The organism is Kitasatospora sp. NPDC001095 (genome assembly GCF_053598615.1).
This window is the reverse complement of record NZ_JBSFKQ010000039.1, coordinates 26,115-42,256: the sequence shown is the minus strand read 5'-3', so window position 1 is coordinate 42,256 and position 16,142 is coordinate 26,115. Positions and strand designations below refer to the sequence as shown.

General features: G+C 72.0%; 21 protein-coding genes and 1 pseudogene. 13 read left to right on the top strand and 9 right to left on the bottom strand.

The window, feature by feature from the left end; all coding sequences use genetic code 11:
* Window positions 1-30 precede the first annotated feature (30 nt).
* The 5 genes and pseudogenes from ACWDBB_RS26425 to ACWDBB_RS26405 all read left to right on the top strand — a co-directional run bounded on the left by ACWDBB_RS26425 (window position 31) and on the right by ACWDBB_RS26405 (window position 3,693).
* Entirely contained in the window at window positions 31-528 is a 498-nt protein-coding gene (locus tag ACWDBB_RS26425; protein ID WP_449791971.1) for an SRPBCC family protein, read from the top strand.
* 295 nt (window positions 529-823) lie between these two features.
* On the top strand, window positions 824-1,930 hold the full coding sequence (locus ACWDBB_RS26420) for an RCC1 domain-containing protein (RefSeq protein ID WP_449791970.1): 1,107 nt from the start codon (window positions 824-826) through the stop codon (window positions 1,928-1,930).
* 87 nt (window positions 1,931-2,017) lie between these two features.
* Window positions 2,018-2,518, top strand: a complete 501-nt coding sequence (locus tag ACWDBB_RS26415; RefSeq protein WP_449791969.1) for a peptidylprolyl isomerase — start codon at window positions 2,018-2,020, stop codon at window positions 2,516-2,518.
* Window positions 2,519-2,626: 108 nt separating this feature from the next.
* A pseudogene (locus ACWDBB_RS26410) lies at window positions 2,627-3,091 on the top strand (maleylpyruvate isomerase N-terminal domain-containing protein); the annotation flags it as partial.
* Window positions 3,088-3,693: a TetR/AcrR family transcriptional regulator gene (locus tag ACWDBB_RS26405; protein WP_449791968.1), complete on the top strand. Its 606-nt coding sequence runs from the start codon at window positions 3,088-3,090 to the stop codon at window positions 3,691-3,693. The pseudogene ACWDBB_RS26410 and the gene ACWDBB_RS26405, both read left to right, overlap by 4 nt.
* 102 nt (window positions 3,694-3,795) lie before the next feature.
* Here the strand turns inward: ACWDBB_RS26405 and ACWDBB_RS26400 are convergent, their stop codons facing one another.
* The gene (locus ACWDBB_RS26400) at window positions 3,796-4,596 is read right to left on the bottom strand and encodes an SDR family NAD(P)-dependent oxidoreductase (RefSeq protein WP_449791967.1); all 801 of its coding nucleotides are present in this window, start codon (window positions 4,594-4,596) and stop codon (window positions 3,796-3,798) included.
* Window positions 4,597-5,006: 410 nt separating this feature from the next.
* On the opposite strand from ACWDBB_RS26400, the gene ACWDBB_RS26395 reads away from it, so the two are divergent.
* Entirely contained in the window at window positions 5,007-5,705 is a 699-nt protein-coding gene (locus ACWDBB_RS26395) for a DUF1062 domain-containing protein (protein WP_449791966.1), read from the top strand.
* A 90-nt stretch (window positions 5,706-5,795) separates the two neighbouring features.
* Here the strand turns inward: ACWDBB_RS26395 and ACWDBB_RS26390 are convergent, their stop codons facing one another.
* Together ACWDBB_RS26390 and ACWDBB_RS26385 are read right to left on the bottom strand one after the other, a co-directional pair.
* Window positions 5,796-6,311 carry a DinB family protein gene (locus tag ACWDBB_RS26390; RefSeq protein ID WP_449791965.1) on the bottom strand — a complete coding sequence of 172 codons (516 nt, stop codon included), beginning with the start codon at window positions 6,309-6,311 and terminating at the stop codon, window positions 5,796-5,798.
* Between the two features lie 355 nt (window positions 6,312-6,666).
* Window positions 6,667-6,876 carry a DUF397 domain-containing protein gene (locus ACWDBB_RS26385; protein WP_449791964.1) on the bottom strand — a complete coding sequence of 70 codons (210 nt, stop codon included), beginning with the start codon at window positions 6,874-6,876 and terminating at the stop codon, window positions 6,667-6,669.
* A 211-nt stretch (window positions 6,877-7,087) separates the two neighbouring features.
* On the opposite strand from ACWDBB_RS26385, the gene ACWDBB_RS26380 reads away from it, so the two are divergent.
* Window positions 7,088-7,441 carry a DoxX family protein gene (locus ACWDBB_RS26380; protein WP_449791963.1) on the top strand — a complete coding sequence of 118 codons (354 nt, stop codon included), beginning with the start codon at window positions 7,088-7,090 and terminating at the stop codon, window positions 7,439-7,441.
* 92 nt (window positions 7,442-7,533) lie between these two features.
* Here the strand turns inward: ACWDBB_RS26380 and ACWDBB_RS26375 are convergent, their stop codons facing one another.
* Window positions 7,534-7,743, bottom strand: coding sequence for a DUF397 domain-containing protein (locus ACWDBB_RS26375; RefSeq protein ID WP_449791962.1), 210 nt, complete (start codon window positions 7,741-7,743; stop codon window positions 7,534-7,536).
* Window positions 7,728-8,567, bottom strand: coding sequence for a helix-turn-helix domain-containing protein (locus tag ACWDBB_RS26370; RefSeq protein WP_449791961.1), 840 nt, complete (start codon window positions 8,565-8,567; stop codon window positions 7,728-7,730). Before ACWDBB_RS26370 ends, ACWDBB_RS26375 begins: the two co-directional genes overlap by 16 nt.
* A gap of 119 nt (window positions 8,568-8,686) precedes the next feature.
* Between ACWDBB_RS26370 and ACWDBB_RS26365 the strand changes: the two genes are divergently transcribed.
* From ACWDBB_RS26365 to ACWDBB_RS26355, 3 genes are read left to right on the top strand one after another with little or no spacing between them, the layout of a single operon-like run.
* Complete coding sequence (locus ACWDBB_RS26365) at window positions 8,687-8,887, top strand: hypothetical protein (RefSeq protein ID WP_449791960.1); 201 nt, start codon at window positions 8,687-8,689, stop codon at window positions 8,885-8,887.
* Window positions 8,887-9,129 carry a hypothetical protein gene (locus tag ACWDBB_RS26360; protein WP_449791959.1) on the top strand — a complete coding sequence of 81 codons (243 nt, stop codon included), beginning with the start codon at window positions 8,887-8,889 and terminating at the stop codon, window positions 9,127-9,129. The genes ACWDBB_RS26365 and ACWDBB_RS26360 overlap by 1 nt, the downstream gene beginning before the upstream one ends.
* A 12-nt stretch (window positions 9,130-9,141) precedes the next feature.
* Window positions 9,142-9,609: an NUDIX domain-containing protein gene (locus ACWDBB_RS26355; RefSeq protein ID WP_449791958.1), complete on the top strand. Its 468-nt coding sequence runs from the start codon at window positions 9,142-9,144 to the stop codon at window positions 9,607-9,609.
* Between the two features lie 64 nt (window positions 9,610-9,673).
* Here ACWDBB_RS26355 and ACWDBB_RS26350 read toward each other — a convergent pair whose 3' ends face one another.
* Complete coding sequence (locus ACWDBB_RS26350; protein WP_449791957.1) at window positions 9,674-9,994, bottom strand: hypothetical protein; 321 nt, start codon at window positions 9,992-9,994, stop codon at window positions 9,674-9,676.
* A 594-nt stretch (window positions 9,995-10,588) separates the two neighbouring features.
* Here ACWDBB_RS26350 and ACWDBB_RS26345 point away from each other — a divergent pair.
* Window positions 10,589-11,194 (top strand): DUF2306 domain-containing protein, encoded by a 606-nt coding sequence (locus ACWDBB_RS26345; RefSeq protein ID WP_449791956.1) that lies wholly within the window; start codon window positions 10,589-10,591, stop codon window positions 11,192-11,194.
* A gap of 11 nt (window positions 11,195-11,205) precedes the next feature.
* On the opposite strand, the gene ACWDBB_RS26340 is transcribed toward ACWDBB_RS26345, so the two are convergent.
* Window positions 11,206-11,607, bottom strand: coding sequence for a hypothetical protein (locus tag ACWDBB_RS26340; protein WP_449791955.1), 402 nt, complete (start codon window positions 11,605-11,607; stop codon window positions 11,206-11,208).
* A gap of 479 nt (window positions 11,608-12,086) precedes the next feature.
* On the opposite strand from ACWDBB_RS26340, the gene ACWDBB_RS26335 reads away from it, so the two are divergent.
* Window positions 12,087-12,476 carry a hypothetical protein gene (locus ACWDBB_RS26335; RefSeq protein ID WP_449791954.1) on the top strand — a complete coding sequence of 130 codons (390 nt, stop codon included), beginning with the start codon at window positions 12,087-12,089 and terminating at the stop codon, window positions 12,474-12,476.
* 92 nt (window positions 12,477-12,568) lie between these two features.
* Here the strand turns inward: ACWDBB_RS26335 and sigJ are convergent, their stop codons facing one another.
* Window positions 12,569-13,546, bottom strand: coding sequence for an RNA polymerase sigma factor SigJ (gene sigJ, locus ACWDBB_RS26330; RefSeq protein WP_449791953.1), 978 nt, complete (start codon window positions 13,544-13,546; stop codon window positions 12,569-12,571).
* Between the two features lie 157 nt (window positions 13,547-13,703).
* Here sigJ and ACWDBB_RS26325 point away from each other — a divergent pair, with 157 nt between their 5' ends.
* Window positions 13,704-14,180 carry a carboxymuconolactone decarboxylase family protein gene (locus ACWDBB_RS26325; RefSeq protein ID WP_449791952.1) on the top strand — a complete coding sequence of 159 codons (477 nt, stop codon included), beginning with the start codon at window positions 13,704-13,706 and terminating at the stop codon, window positions 14,178-14,180.
* Window positions 14,181-14,371: 191 nt separating this feature from the next.
* Here the strand turns inward: ACWDBB_RS26325 and ACWDBB_RS26320 are convergent, their stop codons facing one another.
* Window positions 14,372-15,751 carry a hypothetical protein gene (locus tag ACWDBB_RS26320; protein ID WP_449791951.1) on the bottom strand — a complete coding sequence of 460 codons (1,380 nt, stop codon included), beginning with the start codon at window positions 15,749-15,751 and terminating at the stop codon, window positions 14,372-14,374.
* Window positions 15,752-16,142 lie beyond the last annotated feature (391 nt).

The window sequence follows — 16,142 nt, the reverse complement described above, 5'->3', positions numbered from 1 at the left end:
GACCGTTTCCCGGCTCACAGGAGGCCCCCGATGCCCTGGTTCACGCTGGAGCGCTTCGACGCGTCCTTCTTCGACACCGCGCCGCACCGCCACCGCTTCCGGATGGACCTGCCGGTGGCGCCGCACACCGTGTGGGAGGGGCTCGCCGGACGGACCCCGCTGTCCTGGTGCCGCGGCCTGGCCGGCGGCCGCTACACCTCGCCGGCCCCGCACGGCGTCGGAACGACCCGGGAGGTCACGGCCCTTCGGCTGCTGCGGCTGCGTGAGGAGTTCGTGCACTGGGAGGAGAAGGAGGAGGGCCGGCGCCACGCGTTCTGCGTCACCCAGGCCGGCCTGCCGATCTACCGGCGCTTCGGCGAGGACTACCTGGTCGAGCCCCTCGCCGCCGGCGGCACCCGCTTCACCTGGACCTTCGCCTACGAGCCCGCCCAGTTCCTGCGCCGCCCCGCGGCCCTCACCGACGCACCCGGGGCGGCGTTCCTGCGCACGCTGATCGCCGACACCAAGCGCCACTTCGGCGCGGCGTAGCGCCGCCGGAAGCGCCCGCCGGAAGCGTCCTGGGAGCGCCCCGGGAGCCCGGCCCCCGGAGCGCCCCCCGGGAGCCCGGCCCCCGGGGGCGGCGCGGCCCGATGCCGCCGCTGCCGCCCCTCCTGCCCGTCTCCGGTCCCGAGCGGGCCCCGTCACCCGATCGGGTGGCCGGCGGCCGTTTCCCGTGCCGGTGACGGGTGCGTGGGTAGCGTCGGTTCATGATCGTGGAATCGTCAACCCGGCTGACGCATCGACGATTTGACTTATTGTCGTACAGGTAAAGAGGCATCGTCGCATGGCAGAGAAGCGCCTGAAGTCCTGGGGCAACAACCGCTCCGGCCAGCTCGGGGACGGCACCTGGACCGACCTCCGCACCACGGCCACCACCGTGCACGGGCTCACCGGCACCGACGTCCTGAAGATCGCCGCCGGCGGATTCGGCGCCGCCACCGGCCACGCACTGGCCCTGCTCACGGACCGTACGGTGCAGTCCTGGGGCGTCAACGGCTCGGGCCAGCTCGGCGACGGCACGGTGTTCAGCCACAACGCGCCCGGCCAGGTGCTCGACCTCGCCGACGTCACCGACATCGCCGCCGGCGGCGCGCACAGCCTCGCCCTGCTCGCCGACGGCACCGTGGCGGCCTGGGGGCGCAACGACCACGGCCAGCTCGGCAACGGGGCCACCGCCGACAGCGGCATCCCCGTCCGGGTCGAGGGCCTGAGCAGGATCGTCGCCGTCGCCGCCGGCCTCCACCACAGTCTGGCCCTGCGCGAGGACGGCACCGTCTGGGCCTGGGGCTACAACGGCAACGGCCAGCTGGGCGACGGCACTTCCTCCAGCCGCGGCAGCGCCGCCCCGGTCGCCGGCCTGACCGGGGTCAGCCGCATCGCCGCCGGCGCCGGCCACAACCTCGTCCTCGTCGGCGCACCGGGCGCCGGCGCCACGGTGAAGGCCTGGGGCTACAACGCCACCGGCCAGCTCGGCGACAACACCACCATCAACCGCTTCACCCCGGTCACCACCCAGGCCACCTGGACCGGCGGCGTCACCCGGATCGCGGCCGGCTGCAACCACAGCATGGCGGTGGTCGACACCGACCACCGCCTCAAGGCCTGGGGCCAGAACACCGCCGGCCAACTCGGCGACGGCACCACCGTCTTCCGCGTCCTGCCCGTCACCGTCCCCGGCCTCACCGGCGTGCGCCTGGTCGCCGCCGGCCGCGAACACACGGTGGCCCTGTCCGGCAGCGCCACCGTCCACTCCTGGGGCAGCAACGGCTCCGGCCAGCTCGGCGACGGCACCACCACCGACAGCACCACCCCGGTCCCCACCCTCACCGCACTCACCGGCATCGACAAGCTCGCCGCCCCCGTCGGCGGCGACTTCAGCCTCGCCCACTGAGCGCCTCGACGGTGCCCGGCGGTCCCTCCTGTCACAATGCCCCCGTGAGCGTTCCGTAGCCGCAACCATGCAGACAGTGAGGTAGTCATGTCGAAGGTCAAGCTGAGCACCAACCACGGCGACATCGTCCTCCGCCTCGACGCGGAGAAGGCCCCGGCGACGGTGGAGAACTTCCTCCAGTACGTCCGGGACGGCTTCTACGACGGGACGGTCTTCCACCGGGTCATCAACAACTTCATGATCCAGGGCGGCGGAATGCAGCCCGGCCTGAAGCAGAAGAAGACCCGCGACCCCATCCAGAACGAAGCCGACAACGGCCTCAAGAACGTCAGGTACTCCGTGGCGATGGCCCGCACCGGGGACCCGCACTCCGCCACCGCCCAGTTCTTCATCAACGTCGCCGACAACGACTTCCTCAACCACAGCGGCAAGAACGTCCAGGGCTGGGGCTACGCCGTCTTCGGCGAGGTCGTCGAGGGCCAGGACGTCGTCGACTCCATCAAGGCCGTCCCCACCGGCTCCAAGGACGGCCACCAGGACGTCCCCAAGGAGGACGTGGTCCTCGTGAAGGCCGAGGTCGTCGAGTAGGACGGGAAGCAGGGGCCGGCAGGAGCGGGAAGTCGGCCCGGCCGACTTCCCACTCCGCGCGGCTTCGCCCGCCGCGACGGCGCCGGCCCCGCCGCCACCCCGCCGGCCGAAGGAACCCGGCCACTGCTGGACGCCCTGCGCCACGCCGGCCCCGACGGCGGCTGCTGGACCCGGCGGGACCCCTCCCAGCCCCCCAGGAACGCCGCCGCCGTCGCCCGCCACCAGCTCCAGGAGGTCGCGGTCCACACCTACGACGCCCAACTCGCCGTAGGCGCCGCACAACCGCCGCCCGAGGACGTCCCCCACCACACCACCGAGGATCGCTCCCGGCGCCTGTCGCTGTCCGCCGACGGCGCCCGCGTCACCCCCATCTCCGCACCCGCCGAAGCCCAGCACGCGCCCGACACCTCCGCCACCGCCGCCGAACCGGTCCTCACCTTCCGCGGCCGCAACCCCGTCGACGCCCTGAAGCTCGACGGCGACCGCCGCGTCCTCGACCGGCTCGTCGACCGGGACCCGCGCGCAGTAGCCGCACGGCGCCACACACCCGGCCCCGTATGCTCCTGCCCATGAGCACCGCACCCCCCACCCGCAAGCGCGACGGCGCCGCGACCCGCGAGGCGATCCTCGCGGCCGCGGTCGTCGAGTTCACCGAGCACGGCTACGCCGCGGCGGGGGTGCGCCAGATCGCCGAGCGGGCCGGCGTCACCGCGATGATGATCAACCGCTACTTCGGCTCCAAGGAAGGCCTGTTCGCCCAGACCGTCGACCGCGCCTTCGCACCCCCGACCGTCGTCGGCGACGAGAGCACCGCCCTCGCGCACACCCTCGCCCGCACGCTCGCCCGACGCACCGCCGCCGGCGCCGACCCGCTCGACCCCTTCCTCCTGCTGCTGCGCTCCGCACCGGACCCGGAGGCCGCGGCCATCCTGCGCCGGGGCGTGGAGACCCACGTGGGCGCCCGCCTGGCGGGGCTGCTCGACGGACCGGACGCCCACGTGCGCGCACAGCTCGCCCTCGCCCTGGTCGCCGGCACCTGGCTGCTGCGCAGCGTCGTCGGCACCACCGCCCTCGCCACGGCCGAGGACCAGCGCCTGGCCGAACTGCTCGCGGGCATGCTGGAACCGGTCGTCTCCGTGCCGGGCGGCGCGCAGGCGCCCGCCGCCGACGGGTAACGTCCGCCGGGGCCGGGGAGGTTGGCCATTTCGCTCGTCCCGGTGCGGCCCCCGGCCCCGCTCCTCGGTCGCCCCGCTCCTCCCGGGCGCGGGGGCGGGTGCTCAGAACGCGGAGCGGATGAGCCCGCCGTCGACGCGGATGGTGGCCCCGCTGACGTACTGGGCGTAGTCGCTGCACAGGTAGGCGACGGCCGCGGCGATCTCCTCGGGCTCGCCGAAGCGCTCCTGGTCGTTGGGGATCATGGCCCGGACGGCGTTGGGCCGGATCTCCTCCCAGGTCTCGCCCCAGCCGTGGTCGGGTCCGACACGGGTGATGAGGTCCCGGGTGGCGTCGACGAGGATCGCCCCGGGGGAGACGACGTTGGACGTCACACCGGTGCCCTTGAGCTCGCGGGCGAGCGAGACGGCGAGGTTGTGCCGGGCCGCCAGGGTGGCGTTGTACTGGGGGAAGGCGTCCGCCGGCTGGGAGGCGAGCCCGCCGCCGATGGTGACGACCCGGCCCCAGCCGCGTTCGCGCATCGCGGGGACCAGGTGCCGGATCATGCGCACGCCCGAGACGACGTTGACGTTGTAGGTCTCGCACCACTCGTCGGGGGTGGCCTCGGCCCAGGACAGGTGCCGGTAGAAGCCCGCGTTGTTGACCAGGATGTCCACGGGCCCGTCCGCCGTGGCTGCGCGGGCGACCTCCTCGGCGCCACCGTCGTCGGCGAGGTCGCCGACCACCGCGTGCGCCGTCCCGCCGGCCTCGCGGACCTCCCGCGCGACGCCCTCCGTACGGCCCTCGTCCCGGCCGTGCACCACGACCGCCGCCCCCTCGGCCGCCAGCAGCTTCACCATGGCCTTGCCGAGCCCCGCGCTCGAACCCGTGACGAGCGCGCGCTTGCCGATCAGCTTGAGATCCATCCCGTGCTTCCCTCCCGTGCGACGTGTCCGCCCCAAAAGTATACAGCTGTAGACTTCTGGGGTCGGGGCACCCGAACCACCCCCGGCCGCCGCCCGGGGCAGGGCGTCTGGGAGTCCGACCGGGATGGACGGGCAGCGGGCTGGAGTTCCATGAGATGAGCGGCGCGCGACCACCGGCGGAGAGCACGGGGAAATTCGGTTGCCGCGGGCCGCCGTCTCGATCATGATCGCCCGCATGGACTTTTGATGACTGCCACGTAGTACGTACCTGTCGCGCGATCGACCGCGGAGCCTGAAGACCCGGCCCCGGGGTGATGGGTCGCGCCCCTCGTGAGCATCCGTCAGAGAGCGGGAGCCGCCGAGTGAGTTCGGCATGCCCTCCTGCTGAGTCCTGAAAGCATCCAACACACATGAATACCGACCGCAAGGCCCTGTGGGCCGTGCGTCAGTCCGCCCTGCCCACCATCGTCCGGTCCTGCCCGGACTGTCCCGGCATGCGGCACCGCGCCTCGGGGAAGATCCGCGCCAACGCGAACGGCAAGCTGCTCGACGTCTGGCTGCTGCTGAGCTGCGCGACGTGCGACCGGACCTCGAAGGTGCCCGTCCACGAGCGCGTCCACGTCTCGACGGTGGAGCCGGCCCGGCTGGTGGCGTACGAGATCAACGACCCGGCAACGGTACGGGAGTTGGTGATGAGCACGTCGCTCGCGGCGAAGAACCGGTACCGGCTCGACTGGACCGGGACGTGGGAGCTGGAGACCCGCACGCCGCTGTACGCGCTCGACGACCCGAACCCGCTCTCGGTGCAGGTGCGCTTCGAGCTGCCCGCGCCGGTCCGGGTGGAGCGGCTGCTCCAGCTCGGTCTCGGCCTGAGCCGGGCCGAGGTGCGCCGTCTGGTCGCGGACGGGCGGATCCGCCTGCCGTTCGCTCCGGACGTCAAGGCGCACCAGGACTTCGAACTCACCATCCACGGACCTGGTTCCGTCGACGCGGCCAGGCACGCGGAGTCCCTCGATGCGCCCAACGCCGAACGCACCGACCTGGCTCGGATCGGGCTGCCGCCCGCACCCGGCCGGGAGCTCCCACGCCGGGCCACGGCGCGCGCCTAGAAGTCTGACGTAGATCTCGCTGATGGAGAGGCTGTCCCGCTCGGGGACAGCCTCTCCTGGGCTATGTGGTCGCGTCGCCGGCAGGAACGGCTAGTAGTAGCCCTTCGAGCCGTCCAGGAGCTCCCGGACGATGTCGGCATGCCCCGCGTGCCGTCCGGTCTCCTCGACGAGGTGGATCAGCATCCAGCGCAGGTTGGCGCCGCCGGCGCGGAAGCCGGTGTGGCGGCCGACGTCGTCCAGGGAGGCCGCCGCGACGATCTCGTCGCTGCGCGCGCACTGCGCCTCGTACTCCGTGAGCAGTTCGGCGAGCGGGCGGCCGCCGGTGCGCCAGTCGGCGTCCTGGTCCGACTCGTCGAACGACGGGTTCTGCTTCTCGTCGCCGCCGAGGAACAGCACCTCCAGCCACAGGTGTTCGGTCCAGCGCATGTGCGAGACGAGACCGGCCATCGTCATCGCGGGGGAGTCGGGGAGGACGGAGCGGTGCGCGTCCTCGTCGCTCAGCCCCTCGCACTTCCAGCGCAGGATCTTGCGCTGCAGGTCCAACCAGCCGACGATCGCGGTGCGTTCGTCCGCCAGGAGCGGGGGCCGTTCCAGTTCCGATGCCATGGCCGTGCAGGCTACCGAGACGATCCGGCGGGCGCACCGGAATTTACGCGGTGCGACCTGGCGGGCGGGGAGTGGCAAGTCGGCCCGGCCGATTTCCCACTCCGGGGCCGCCCGTCGCCTCGTTGGACACGACATGGTCGACCCACTGGCGGGTGGCGCGTTTCTCCTTGGAGCGGGGTGCGCCGGCTGAGGCGCATGCGGGTACAGGCGGAACCTGTGACCAAGCCGTACAACGGTCACCGTACTCCAGCCTGGTGAATGACGACGGGGTCGCGGGCGGGGGTTTCGGCAGCGCGGGTGCGCGCAGCTCGGCCCCGTCGCCCCGGGGTTGGGGCGGCGGGGCCGGTGGTCACGGTCAGTGGGTGTCGAACTCGCCGGTGCGGACGGCGGTGACGAAGGCCTGCCAGGCGGCGGTGGGGAAGAGGAGGGCGGGGCCGGAGGGGTCCTTGGAGTCGCGGACGGGGGTGACGTCGGCGAAGCCGTCGGCGACCTCGATGCAGGCACCGCCACCGGTGCCGCTGTACGAACTCTTGCGCCAGGAAACGTCAGTCAGGTCGACATCCACTCCAGGTCCCTCCTTGCCGCACGGATGAAAGCCAGCGATTCGGCCTGGCCATGGGCCTCGACCGTAAGCCGATCGTAGCTCTTGGTCAGGGAGGCAACTGACTTGACCACGGGCCTTCGGTGACGGTGTCACGAATCGCCGCGCCGCCCTGTCTCTCAGACGTGCCCCTGCTCGGGGCGCGCAGATCCGAACCTTTAAAGGAGCAACAACTGTGATCAAGTTCTGGTGGCCGCTGGCCGGCCTCGCCGTCATCCAGCTCGCGGACGCCGCGATGTGCCTCAAGCCGGTCGGCTTCATCCGCGACTGCCTGCGGGACGTCGGATTCCCCCGCAGGTTCTGGCCGCTCCTGCCGCTGCTCAAGACCGTGACGGCCGCAGGACTGGTCGCGGGCACCTGGTCCGCCCCGCTGGCGGTGCTGACCAGCGCCGCCGTCGTCTGCTACTTCCTCACCGCCGTGGGCATGCACATTCGCGCCCGCGATCTGGGACGCAACCTCTTCCTCAACGCCACCGGCATGCTCGTGCTCAGCACGGCCACCTTCGTATTCGCCTTGCAGAGCGCCTGAAAAAGTGTTGCGGGCGGGGGTTTCGGCAGCGCGGGTGGGCGCAGCTCGGCCCCGTCGCCTTGGGGTTGGGGCGGCGGGGCCGGTGGTCACGGTCAGTGGGTGTCGAACTCGCCGGTGCGGACGGCGGTGACGAAGGCCTGCCAGGCGGCGGTGGGGAAGAGGAGGGCGGGGCCGGAGGGGTCCTTGGAGTCGCGTACGGGGGTGACGTCGGCGAAGCCTTCGGCGACCTCGATGCAGGCACCGCCGGTCCCGCCGCTGTACGAACTCTTCCGCCAGGAAGCCTCGGTCAGGTCGACATCCACTCCAGGTCTCTCCTTGCCGCACGGATGAAAGCCAATGTTTCGGCCTGCCCAAGGGCCTCGACCGCAAGCCGATCGTAGCTTCTGACTAGCGTGGCAACCGACTTGGTATCGCGATCGATGTAGCCACGCGATTCGATCTCGCCGTATGCGAGAACTTTGCGGTTCGGCATGGTAAGGAGATAGGTCATGTGTGTGAATGGCCGGTTCTCGCCAATGGAGAAGGGGGCCACCTGGATGACCACGTTGGGGCGAGTGCACAACTGCTCAAGGTGAAGCAGCTGTTCGATCATGACGTCGCGTCCTCCGATGACCCTCCTGAGGCAGGTCTCGTCCAGCACTACGTGGATGAACGGAGGAGGAGTCCGTGCCAGGATCTGCTGCCGGGCAAGCCTGAATTCGACGCGTTCCTCGGCCAGTTTCTGAGTTGAGAGGCCTTGCCTGACGTAACCCATCTGGACCGCCGTCGCATACGCCCGAGTCTGCAGAAGTCCGGCGACGAGATCGACCTCGAAGATTCTCATCTCTTCCGCGAGGGACTCGTACCGGGCGTACTCCGGAAAACCCTCCAGGATCGCGGCGTTCTTCAGCTGATACCACATCAGCAGCATCGTGCCGCCCGTGTCGAGCGCGATGTCGGAGAGCTCCGCAAGTTTGCGGCTCGGCGGCCGGTGCGCAAGTTCGATGTACGAGAGGTGCGAGGGGGAGCACCCGATGAGCGGCGCCAGCTCCTCCTGGAGGAGGTCCCTGGCCTCTCGGAAGGCCCTGAGCTGGATTCCGAAGGGCGCCCAGGGGCTCGACTCCGGGTCAATCTTCTTCTTGTTCATGGCAGCCCTCAACTCCCGTGGTGCCTCATGGCAAGTAGCAAGCCACTTCTGATCCTAGGGGACCTTGCGCCACCATATGTACAGAACGTGAAACTCCGATCGCAGAGGGTTCCATTCCCATGCCCCACGACCAACTCCCGCGCCTCCACGGCTACGGCGTCCGCTGGGACCCGGAGGCCGACCGCTACCGGGTCCGCAACGAGATGACCGGCGAGTGGCTGCGCCGGCCCGGTGGTGACCTGGCCGCCTTCGTCTTCTTCGGCGACGCCTACAGCGCCTGGCGGGCCTTCGAGGTCCACAAGCGCCCCGGGGAGCGGTGATGTCCACCCTCTCCCGCGCCACCGCCGAGCAGCGCCGCAACGCCGCCGACGTCCTGGACGACCTCACCACCGTCCTCGCGCTCGGCGGCGTCCACCTTCCCACCCTCGAAGTCGACTGGGACACCGGCCGCCTGACGTGCAGCTACCTGCTGCACCTCACCGCCCGCCCCGTCGACCTCCTGCGCATGGTCGACCTGCTCCGCAAGGGCCTGCGCTACGAGCGCCTCACCTTCGACGTCTGAAAGCGACCCCCGATGCACGACCCCCGCCTGCTCGCCAAGCCCCCCGTCTGCCGGCTCGGCTGCCTCGTCCTGATCCGCAACCAGCGCGGCGACGTCCTGCTCGTCGACCCGGACTACATGGACGGCATGATCCTCCCGGGCGGCTCCGCCCGCCCCAACGAGCCCCCGCACCTGGCCGCCGCCCGCCACCTCCACGCGGACACCGGGCTGATCGTGCGTCTCACCGACATCCTCGCCGTCGACTTCACCCCCGCCGACCGCTACCTGCAGCGCCTCAACCTGGTCTTCGACGGCGGCATCGTCCCCGACAGCACCCGGATCACCGTCCCGCCGCAGCGCAGGAGCGGCCTGCTCGGTGCCCGCTTCGTCCCCGCCCCGGACCTGCCGGACTTCATGGCCCCCTCCCAGGCCGCCCGCGCCACCGAGGCCCTCGCCCACCGCTCCCTGCCCGTCCTGCTCCATGGCCAGCGGGCCGCGTGACGGCCGGTGAACACGCCTCGGCCCGGCGCGGACTCCCGCGCCGGGCCGAGGCGTTGCCGCCGGGTCAGTCCAGGGCGAGGAAGCTGCCGACGTTCTCGTCCGGCCGGAACTCGCCCGGCCCGAGCGGGTTGAGGATCCTCGTCATGCAGTTGCCGTCGGGGAACAGCAGGATGGTGCCGCTGGTCCGGTTGGCGATCGCGGTGTCGGGGCCGAGGCCGGGGTAGCACCGGCCGGCCTGCGGGTCCCGGACCTGCTTGAAGTTGCTGCCGCTCTCCATGATCACTACGCCGGGGGCCGCCGAGGCCGCCGTGACGTTGACGAGGGACAGGGCGAGGACGCCGGCGGTGACCGCGAGGACGGAGCGGGCGCTGAAGCGCATGCGCATGAGGACTCCCGTACTTGGGTTCTGTGGGGGTGTTGCCGGGTGCTTCGAGGCCCCGAACCGGTGGGCACCTCGTCGCCTCCGGCGACGGTCTGCCCCGTTTCGCGACCGTCCCTCTCCACAAGCCCGCTGGTTCACCTGAACAGCGGTCGTGCACCTGCCGCAACGCGCTGCCCACCCGGACATGCCCCCGGGCCCGGCGCGGAACCCCCGCGCCGGGCCGGAGGGTTGTCCCGCAACTGCCCTCGCGGGTTCGTGGGGTGGAGCTGCGAAGGGACGCAGCGTTCCTGCGCCGCACCCTCCCTGACCCGTTCGCGCACCGGCGCCAGTGGCGCACGGAGTTCTGGTGGTATCGCCGCCTGGCCGAAAGGTCGGAGTGGGGGTGAAGGGAGGGACCTGCGGTCGGCCCCGCACCAAGAGGGGAAGATCGCGGCCAAGACTGTTGTGATCGCGGGGTCGGACCCGTTCCGGGCCGTGCGCCTCACTGGGTCGAATGAATCAATTCCCTGCCATCGCAAGGGAATGAGGGTTCTCTGAGTGTGCTTATCGGGTCGACCCGGATACCGCCGGGGGCCGCCGGGCCCGAGACTCGGAGGTATGCGCATCACTCGGGCCGGTTGGACCGTCATGGCGGTGCTCTCCACGCTGATCGTCGTCGTCTCCGCCAAGTACCTCAGCTTCGACCCGTCCACGTTCTTCCGCCACCAGCGCGCCACCTATCTGATCCACCAACTCCCGCTCTACATCCACATCTTCGGCGCCGTCACCGCCCTCGCGGTCGGGCCGTGGCAGTTCTCCCGCCGCCTGCGCGAGCGCCGACCGAGCCTGCACCGCCGGACCGGCGCCACCTACCTGCTCGCCTGCCTGGTCGGCGCGGCGGGGGCGCTGCTGCTGGTACCGGTCGCGTACGGGGGCGCCGTCACCGGGGCCGGGTTCGGGTGCCTGGCCGTGGCCTGGCTGGTGACCGGCGGCGCCGGGCTGCGGGCCGTCCTGGACGGCCGGGTGGCCGACCACCGCCGCTGGATGGTCCGCAGCTTCGCGCTGACCTTCGCCGCCGTCACGCTGCGCCTCATGCTGCTCGCCGCCACCGCCTTGCACCTGGACTTCCGTACCTCCTACACCGCGATCGCCTGGCTGTGCTGGGTGCCCAACCTGCTGCTGGCCTGCCGGCTCACCCGCACCCGGACTGCCGCCGAGGCATGACTGACCGGGGCTCAGGTGCGGGTGCAGACGTGGGTGGTGGGCTTGCCGCCCGAGGTGTGGGCGATGGTCAGGACGTTGTTCGCGTAGCGGACGTCCAGCTTGTCCTTGCTGCTCGCGGCGGTGGCGCCGGGCGGTGCCCAGGGGAAGGTCAGCTGGACGGTGTCGCCCACGGCGTCCGGGACCTGGAGGGCCTCGGGGTGCCCGGCCATCAGCTTCTCGGGGCCCTCGAAGAGGCTCAGCGACAGGTGCCCGCCACGCAGCAGCAGGCTTCCGCGCCAGGTGACGGGCTTGCCGCCGAGGTCGTCCCAGACGAGCGTCCAGCCGCCGTTGCGGCCGCTGGACTCGATGGTGATCCTTCCGTGGGCCTTGTCGCCGCGGGTGCTGGTGGACTCGATCGCCCAGGTGCCGGTCACGAAGGCGTCGAAGATGCGTTCGCCGACGGTGGGCTTGGCGGCGGGGGTGGAGGCCGCTGGGGCCGAGGGGGTGGGGGAGTCGGCGGGGGTGGGAGTGCCGGCCGGGGGGGGGCGGCGTCGGTCCGGGTGTCGGTGCCGCCCCCGCCCCCGCTGCTGGAGCAGGCGGCGACCAGCGCGGACCCCACCCCGAGCGCGAGGTAGCGCAGGGCGTTGCGCCGGCCGATGACGCGTGCGGCGGCGTCGAGCCGGCGGAACTGGTCGAGGTGACGGCTGTTCATGCTTCCCCCGTTGGCGGTTCGTTGATCAAGTCGGGGAGTCTAGCCCGGGTTAGCCCGGACGGGCACCGGCATTCCTCCGCCCGGGTCGCCGAAGCCGTCCACCCGTCCACGGGAAGGGTGGTTCGGGCACGTATCGGAGGTTGGCACGGGGAGCAGCCCCCGCCGACGCCAGTCCGACCCCCACATCCTCAGGAGGCCGCCGTGGCTCGCACGAAGTCCCTCGCCCTGACCGCTCTGACCGCCGTCACCGTCCTGTCCGCGAGTGCCGCCGTCGCCTTCGCCGACGGCGGGCCCGCCGTCAAGCCGGGCGTCGTCGTCCCCCATGACCAGGCCGCCGCCGACCCCGCCCTGCTGGCCGCGCACACCCCGGTCTTCGGCAACCCCGTCGACGTGCCCGCGGGCGGCCACGGGATCGCCACCGTGACCTGCCCGTCCGGTCAGGTGCCCACCGGCGGTGGCGGCCAGACCAGCGGCTTCGACATCTTCTTCACCGACTCCTACCCGAGCGGCAGCTCCTGGGTCATCCGCGGCACCAACACCGGCACCACGACCCAGGCCCTGTCGGCGAACGCCGTGTGCACCACCCCCTGACCTCTCGGGTGAACGGCCCGGGTCCGGCGTCTTCGGGCCCGGGCCGTTCCGTGTCCGGGGGGGGCCGGGGGCCGGGGGCCCGGGGGCGGGGCCTATGCCCGCGGTTCCGGCAGCAGTCCGAGGCCGGAGAGCGGGCCGAGGTGGGCGAGCTTGTCGGGGTTGGAGACGGCGTGGACGGCCCGCACCGCGCCGTCGGCGTCGACGTCCAGCCCGATGACGCTGGCCACGCGCCGTTCGGCGTCGTACACCACCGCCCCGGGGCGGCCGTTGACCCGCGCCGGGACGAGGTGCGCGCCCAGGCGGCGCAGGCGGCGCAGGCCGCCGACGAGCAGTTGGGCGACGCGGCGCGGGTCGGTGAGGCAGTGGGCGAGCGCGCGGGCCTTGCCGCCGCCGTCGCCGCGGAAGGCGACGTCGGGGGCGAGCAGGCCGAGCAGGGCGTCCAGGTCGCCGCCCTCGGCGGCCGCGAAGAAGCGGCGGGCCAGCTCCTCGCCCTCCGCGCGGCGCGCCGGGCAAGCAGGGGCGTCGTCCTTGAGGGCCAGGCGCTTGCGGGCACGGGCGAGGATCTGACGGCAGTTCGCCTCGCTGCGGCCGACCATCCCGGCGACCTCCGGGTAGCCGTACCCGAACGCCTCGCGCAGCGTGAACACCGCGCGCTCGACCGGGGAGAGGGCCTCCAGCAGCACCAGGAACGCCATCGACAGCGAGTCGGCCAGCTCGGCGTGCTCGGCCGGGCCGGGACGCTCGGCGGTGCTGACGACGGGCTCGGGCAGCCACTGGCCGACGTAGGTCTCGCGGCGCACCCGGGCGGACGTGAGGTGGTTGATGCCCAGGCGGGTGACGGCCGTGGTCAGGTACGCCCTGGGGGCGGCGATCGCGGTGCCGGCCCGCTCGGCGCGGGCGAGGCCGAGGAAGGCGTCCTGGACGAGGTCCTCGGCGTCTCCGACCGAGCCCGTCATCCCGTAGGCGATGGAGAACAGCAGCGGCCGGTACCCGGCGGCCGTGCCCGCCGCATCCGTCCCACCCGCCACATCCATGCCACCCGCACCCGTCCTGCCCGTCCCACTCGTCATGGAATCCCCCTGTCCTGAGCGTGGTCGGCAGGTTATCCGAGGCCCGTCCGCTCGCACCGGCGGGCGGTGTGGCGCAGGTCACTTCGGGGGCTGTCACAAAGCGGCGGGCTGTCTTGTCTTCATGACAGCAACGGAAACACCGACCGAGGAGCACACCATGGAACCCCGCCTGGACGTCTTCACCAACCCGATCCTGGGCAAGGTCGTCAAGCACCTGATCGCGGCCAGCAAGCCCACCACCGAGTCGAGCCTGCCGCTGGCCGTCCAGGAGCTGGTGCGGCTGCGCGCCAGCCAGATCAACGGCTGCGGCCCCTGCGTCGACATGCACTTCAAGGAGGCCGTGCACGCCGGGGAGGACCCGGCGCGCCTGAACATGGTCGCCGTCTGGCGCGAGGCCACCGTGTTCACCGACGCCGAGCGCGCCGCGCTGGAGCTCGCCGAGGAGGGCACCCGGATCGCCGACGCGGCCGGCGGGGTGAGCGACGAGGCGTGGGCGAACGCCGCCAAGTACTACGACGAGGAGCAGCTGGCGGCGCTGGTCTGCGTGATCGCGATCATCAACGCCTTCAACCGGGCCAATGTGATGATCCGTCAGCCCGGTGGCACCTACGAGGTGGGCATGTACGGCCACTGAGCGGCCGCGGGTCCCTTCCCCGACCGTCCCTCCGCGCAGGGGCGGTCGGGCCGGGGCCGCCCGGCGGTACGGCTGCCGCGAAGGCGTGGCGCCGTACCGCTGAGCGGCCCCGGCCTGAACGGGAGAAGCCCGTGGCCGGGACTTCGCCGGTGTGCCCGCACGCGCCCTCGTGGATCAGTGGGATCAGTGGATCAGCTGCCGCCCGCCGGTCCGCCGGCGGGGCCGCCGTCGATCCGGTCGTCGAGGACGATCCGCGGTTGGGTCAGCTGTTCACCCCCGCCGCCCCCGTCCGCCGGCCGCGTGTGGTTGATCACGGCGGCGATGCGTTCGTAGCTGGTGACGGCCAAGGCCCACGTCTCGATGCCGCTGTCGCTGCCGACGCCGTTGAAGGCGGTCCTTCGCAGGGCGTTGAGGAGCGCGATGACGCTGCGGCCGGACAGGATCGTGTCCTCGTCGATGCCGCCGACGGGCTTGGAGAAGTGCTCGGTGCCCTCGATCTGCGCGGCGAGGAAGTCCCAGGTCTCGGGGTGGCAGGAGATCGCGACGGTCCTCACCGCTGCGGCCTTGCGGAGGGTGCCGACGTGGATGGGCCAGGCGAACGACTCGGGGATGAGGCCGGATACGTCGTCGGCCGGACCGCCGGCGGTGTCCTCGGTGGCGGTGTCCTCGGTGGTGGGAGGCTGTGCGGCAGGTGCCGGTTCCGGCTCGACCGGGTCCACCTGAGGTCGAATCAGGTCCGCGAGCTGGGCCGCGATCAGCCGGGCGGACTCCTCGGTCAGGCCGGACGGGGCGAACGGCGCCGCCCCTTCCTGCTCCGACGCCTCCGCGTCGACCTCCACCTCGGGTTCGGCGGGTGCCGGCTGAGGACGGAGGAGGTCGACCAGTTGGCCGACGATGGCTTCCGACACGATGCGCCGGACCTGTTCCTCGGTGAGGGGCAGCGGGTCGCCGGGCTCGTTGTCGGCGGCGGGATCGGTCACGGAGGTCTCCTTGCTGTCGGGCTCCGCGGCCTGGCTGGTCGCGGACGGGAGGGCCGGTCGGGGTGCGGCCTCGGCTGCCTGCGTCTCGGTGCGCTCGGTGTCGTTCCGGTGGGGGCCGGCGCTCTGACCGGCGCTCTGAGCGGTCGCACGTCCCTCGGTCGACGGCTGGTGCTCCTCGGCGGCCGGCAGGGCGGTGGAGTCGCGCCAGACCTCCGGCCCCTCGGCGCCGGTCTCCGGTCGGGCAGCGGTCTCCTCCTGCACAGGCGCGGGTTCAGCAGGTCCGGCGGTTTCGGCCCGACTCGTCTGGAGAGCCGCACGGTTGGTGTTCTGCATCGCGGTGAGCTCACCTTGTGCGGTGCCGAGCTGTCGGCGGAGTGTGCGGTTCTCCTGGATGGCCCGCTCGGTCAGCTCCTGCGCCTTGGCGATCGTCGCGAAGGCGCTGTCGCGGTGCTCGCTCAGGTCGGTGGCCAGCGTCGTGGTGAGTTCGGAGCGCAACGCGTCGGTGCTGCTGCGGAGTTGCTCCAGGCCGGCCTGCAGGTTCTTCGCGATCTCCGCGCGCAGTAGTTCGACCTGGCGGGCGGTGCCCATCATGTCCCCTCCCGATCTCGCACACCTGTGAGGGCGGCGGCTACAGCGTGGCGGCGCGGGCACGTGCGCACCGAGGGGATCGAGGAGAGTGTCGAGAACGAGTCGACCACTGTCCGGAATTGGGCGATCACGCAGAGGCGACGAAAAGCCAGTTCGACACGGCGGCACTGACGCTCGATCGCCGGTACGGTGGCGGCCTGTAGCTGATGGGGTCCGCGTTCGGCGTGACCGTCAATGCGAGCGGGGCGGTGATCACCGTTCGGGGGCGGTCCGCGCCGTACCACCACTGGCAGGCCGTGATCTCCCTCAACCGGCCTGGAACGTACGGGCGGTGAGGAGGGTGAGGACGGTCCGGCGGCGCTGCTGCCACGGGTGCGCGGCGGCAGCGCGCCGC

Coding starts and splice junctions, on each gene's coding strand:
- ACWDBB_RS26425 (WP_449791971.1), top strand. CDS start 31: ATGCCCTGGTTCACGCTGGAGCGCTTCGACGCGTCCTTCTTCGACACC.
- ACWDBB_RS26420 (WP_449791970.1), top strand. CDS start 824: ATGGCAGAGAAGCGCCTGAAGTCCTGGGGCAACAACCGCTCCGGCCAG.
- ACWDBB_RS26415 (WP_449791969.1), top strand. CDS start 2,018: ATGTCGAAGGTCAAGCTGAGCACCAACCACGGCGACATCGTCCTCCGC.
- ACWDBB_RS26405 (WP_449791968.1), top strand. CDS start 3,088: ATGAGCACCGCACCCCCCACCCGCAAGCGCGACGGCGCCGCGACCCGC.
- ACWDBB_RS26400 (WP_449791967.1), bottom strand. CDS start 4,596: ATGGATCTCAAGCTGATCGGCAAGCGCGCGCTCGTCACGGGTTCGAGC.
- ACWDBB_RS26395 (WP_449791966.1), top strand. CDS start 5,007: ATGAATACCGACCGCAAGGCCCTGTGGGCCGTGCGTCAGTCCGCCCTG.
- ACWDBB_RS26390 (WP_449791965.1), bottom strand. CDS start 6,311: ATGGCATCGGAACTGGAACGGCCCCCGCTCCTGGCGGACGAACGCACC.
- ACWDBB_RS26370 (WP_449791961.1), bottom strand. CDS start 8,567: ATGAACAAGAAGAAGATTGACCCGGAGTCGAGCCCCTGGGCGCCCTTC.
- ACWDBB_RS26365 (WP_449791960.1), top strand. CDS start 8,687: ATGCCCCACGACCAACTCCCGCGCCTCCACGGCTACGGCGTCCGCTGG.
- ACWDBB_RS26360 (WP_449791959.1), top strand. CDS start 8,887: ATGTCCACCCTCTCCCGCGCCACCGCCGAGCAGCGCCGCAACGCCGCC.
- ACWDBB_RS26355 (WP_449791958.1), top strand. CDS start 9,142: ATGCACGACCCCCGCCTGCTCGCCAAGCCCCCCGTCTGCCGGCTCGGC.
- ACWDBB_RS26350 (WP_449791957.1), bottom strand. CDS start 9,994: ATGCGCATGCGCTTCAGCGCCCGCTCCGTCCTCGCGGTCACCGCCGGC.
- ACWDBB_RS26345 (WP_449791956.1), top strand. CDS start 10,589: ATGCGCATCACTCGGGCCGGTTGGACCGTCATGGCGGTGCTCTCCACG.
- sigJ (WP_449791953.1), bottom strand. CDS start 13,546: ATGACGAGTGGGACGGGCAGGACGGGTGCGGGTGGCATGGATGTGGCG.
- ACWDBB_RS26325 (WP_449791952.1), top strand. CDS start 13,704: ATGGAACCCCGCCTGGACGTCTTCACCAACCCGATCCTGGGCAAGGTC.
- ACWDBB_RS26320 (WP_449791951.1), bottom strand. CDS start 15,751: ATGATGGGCACCGCCCGCCAGGTCGAACTACTGCGCGCGGAGATCGCG.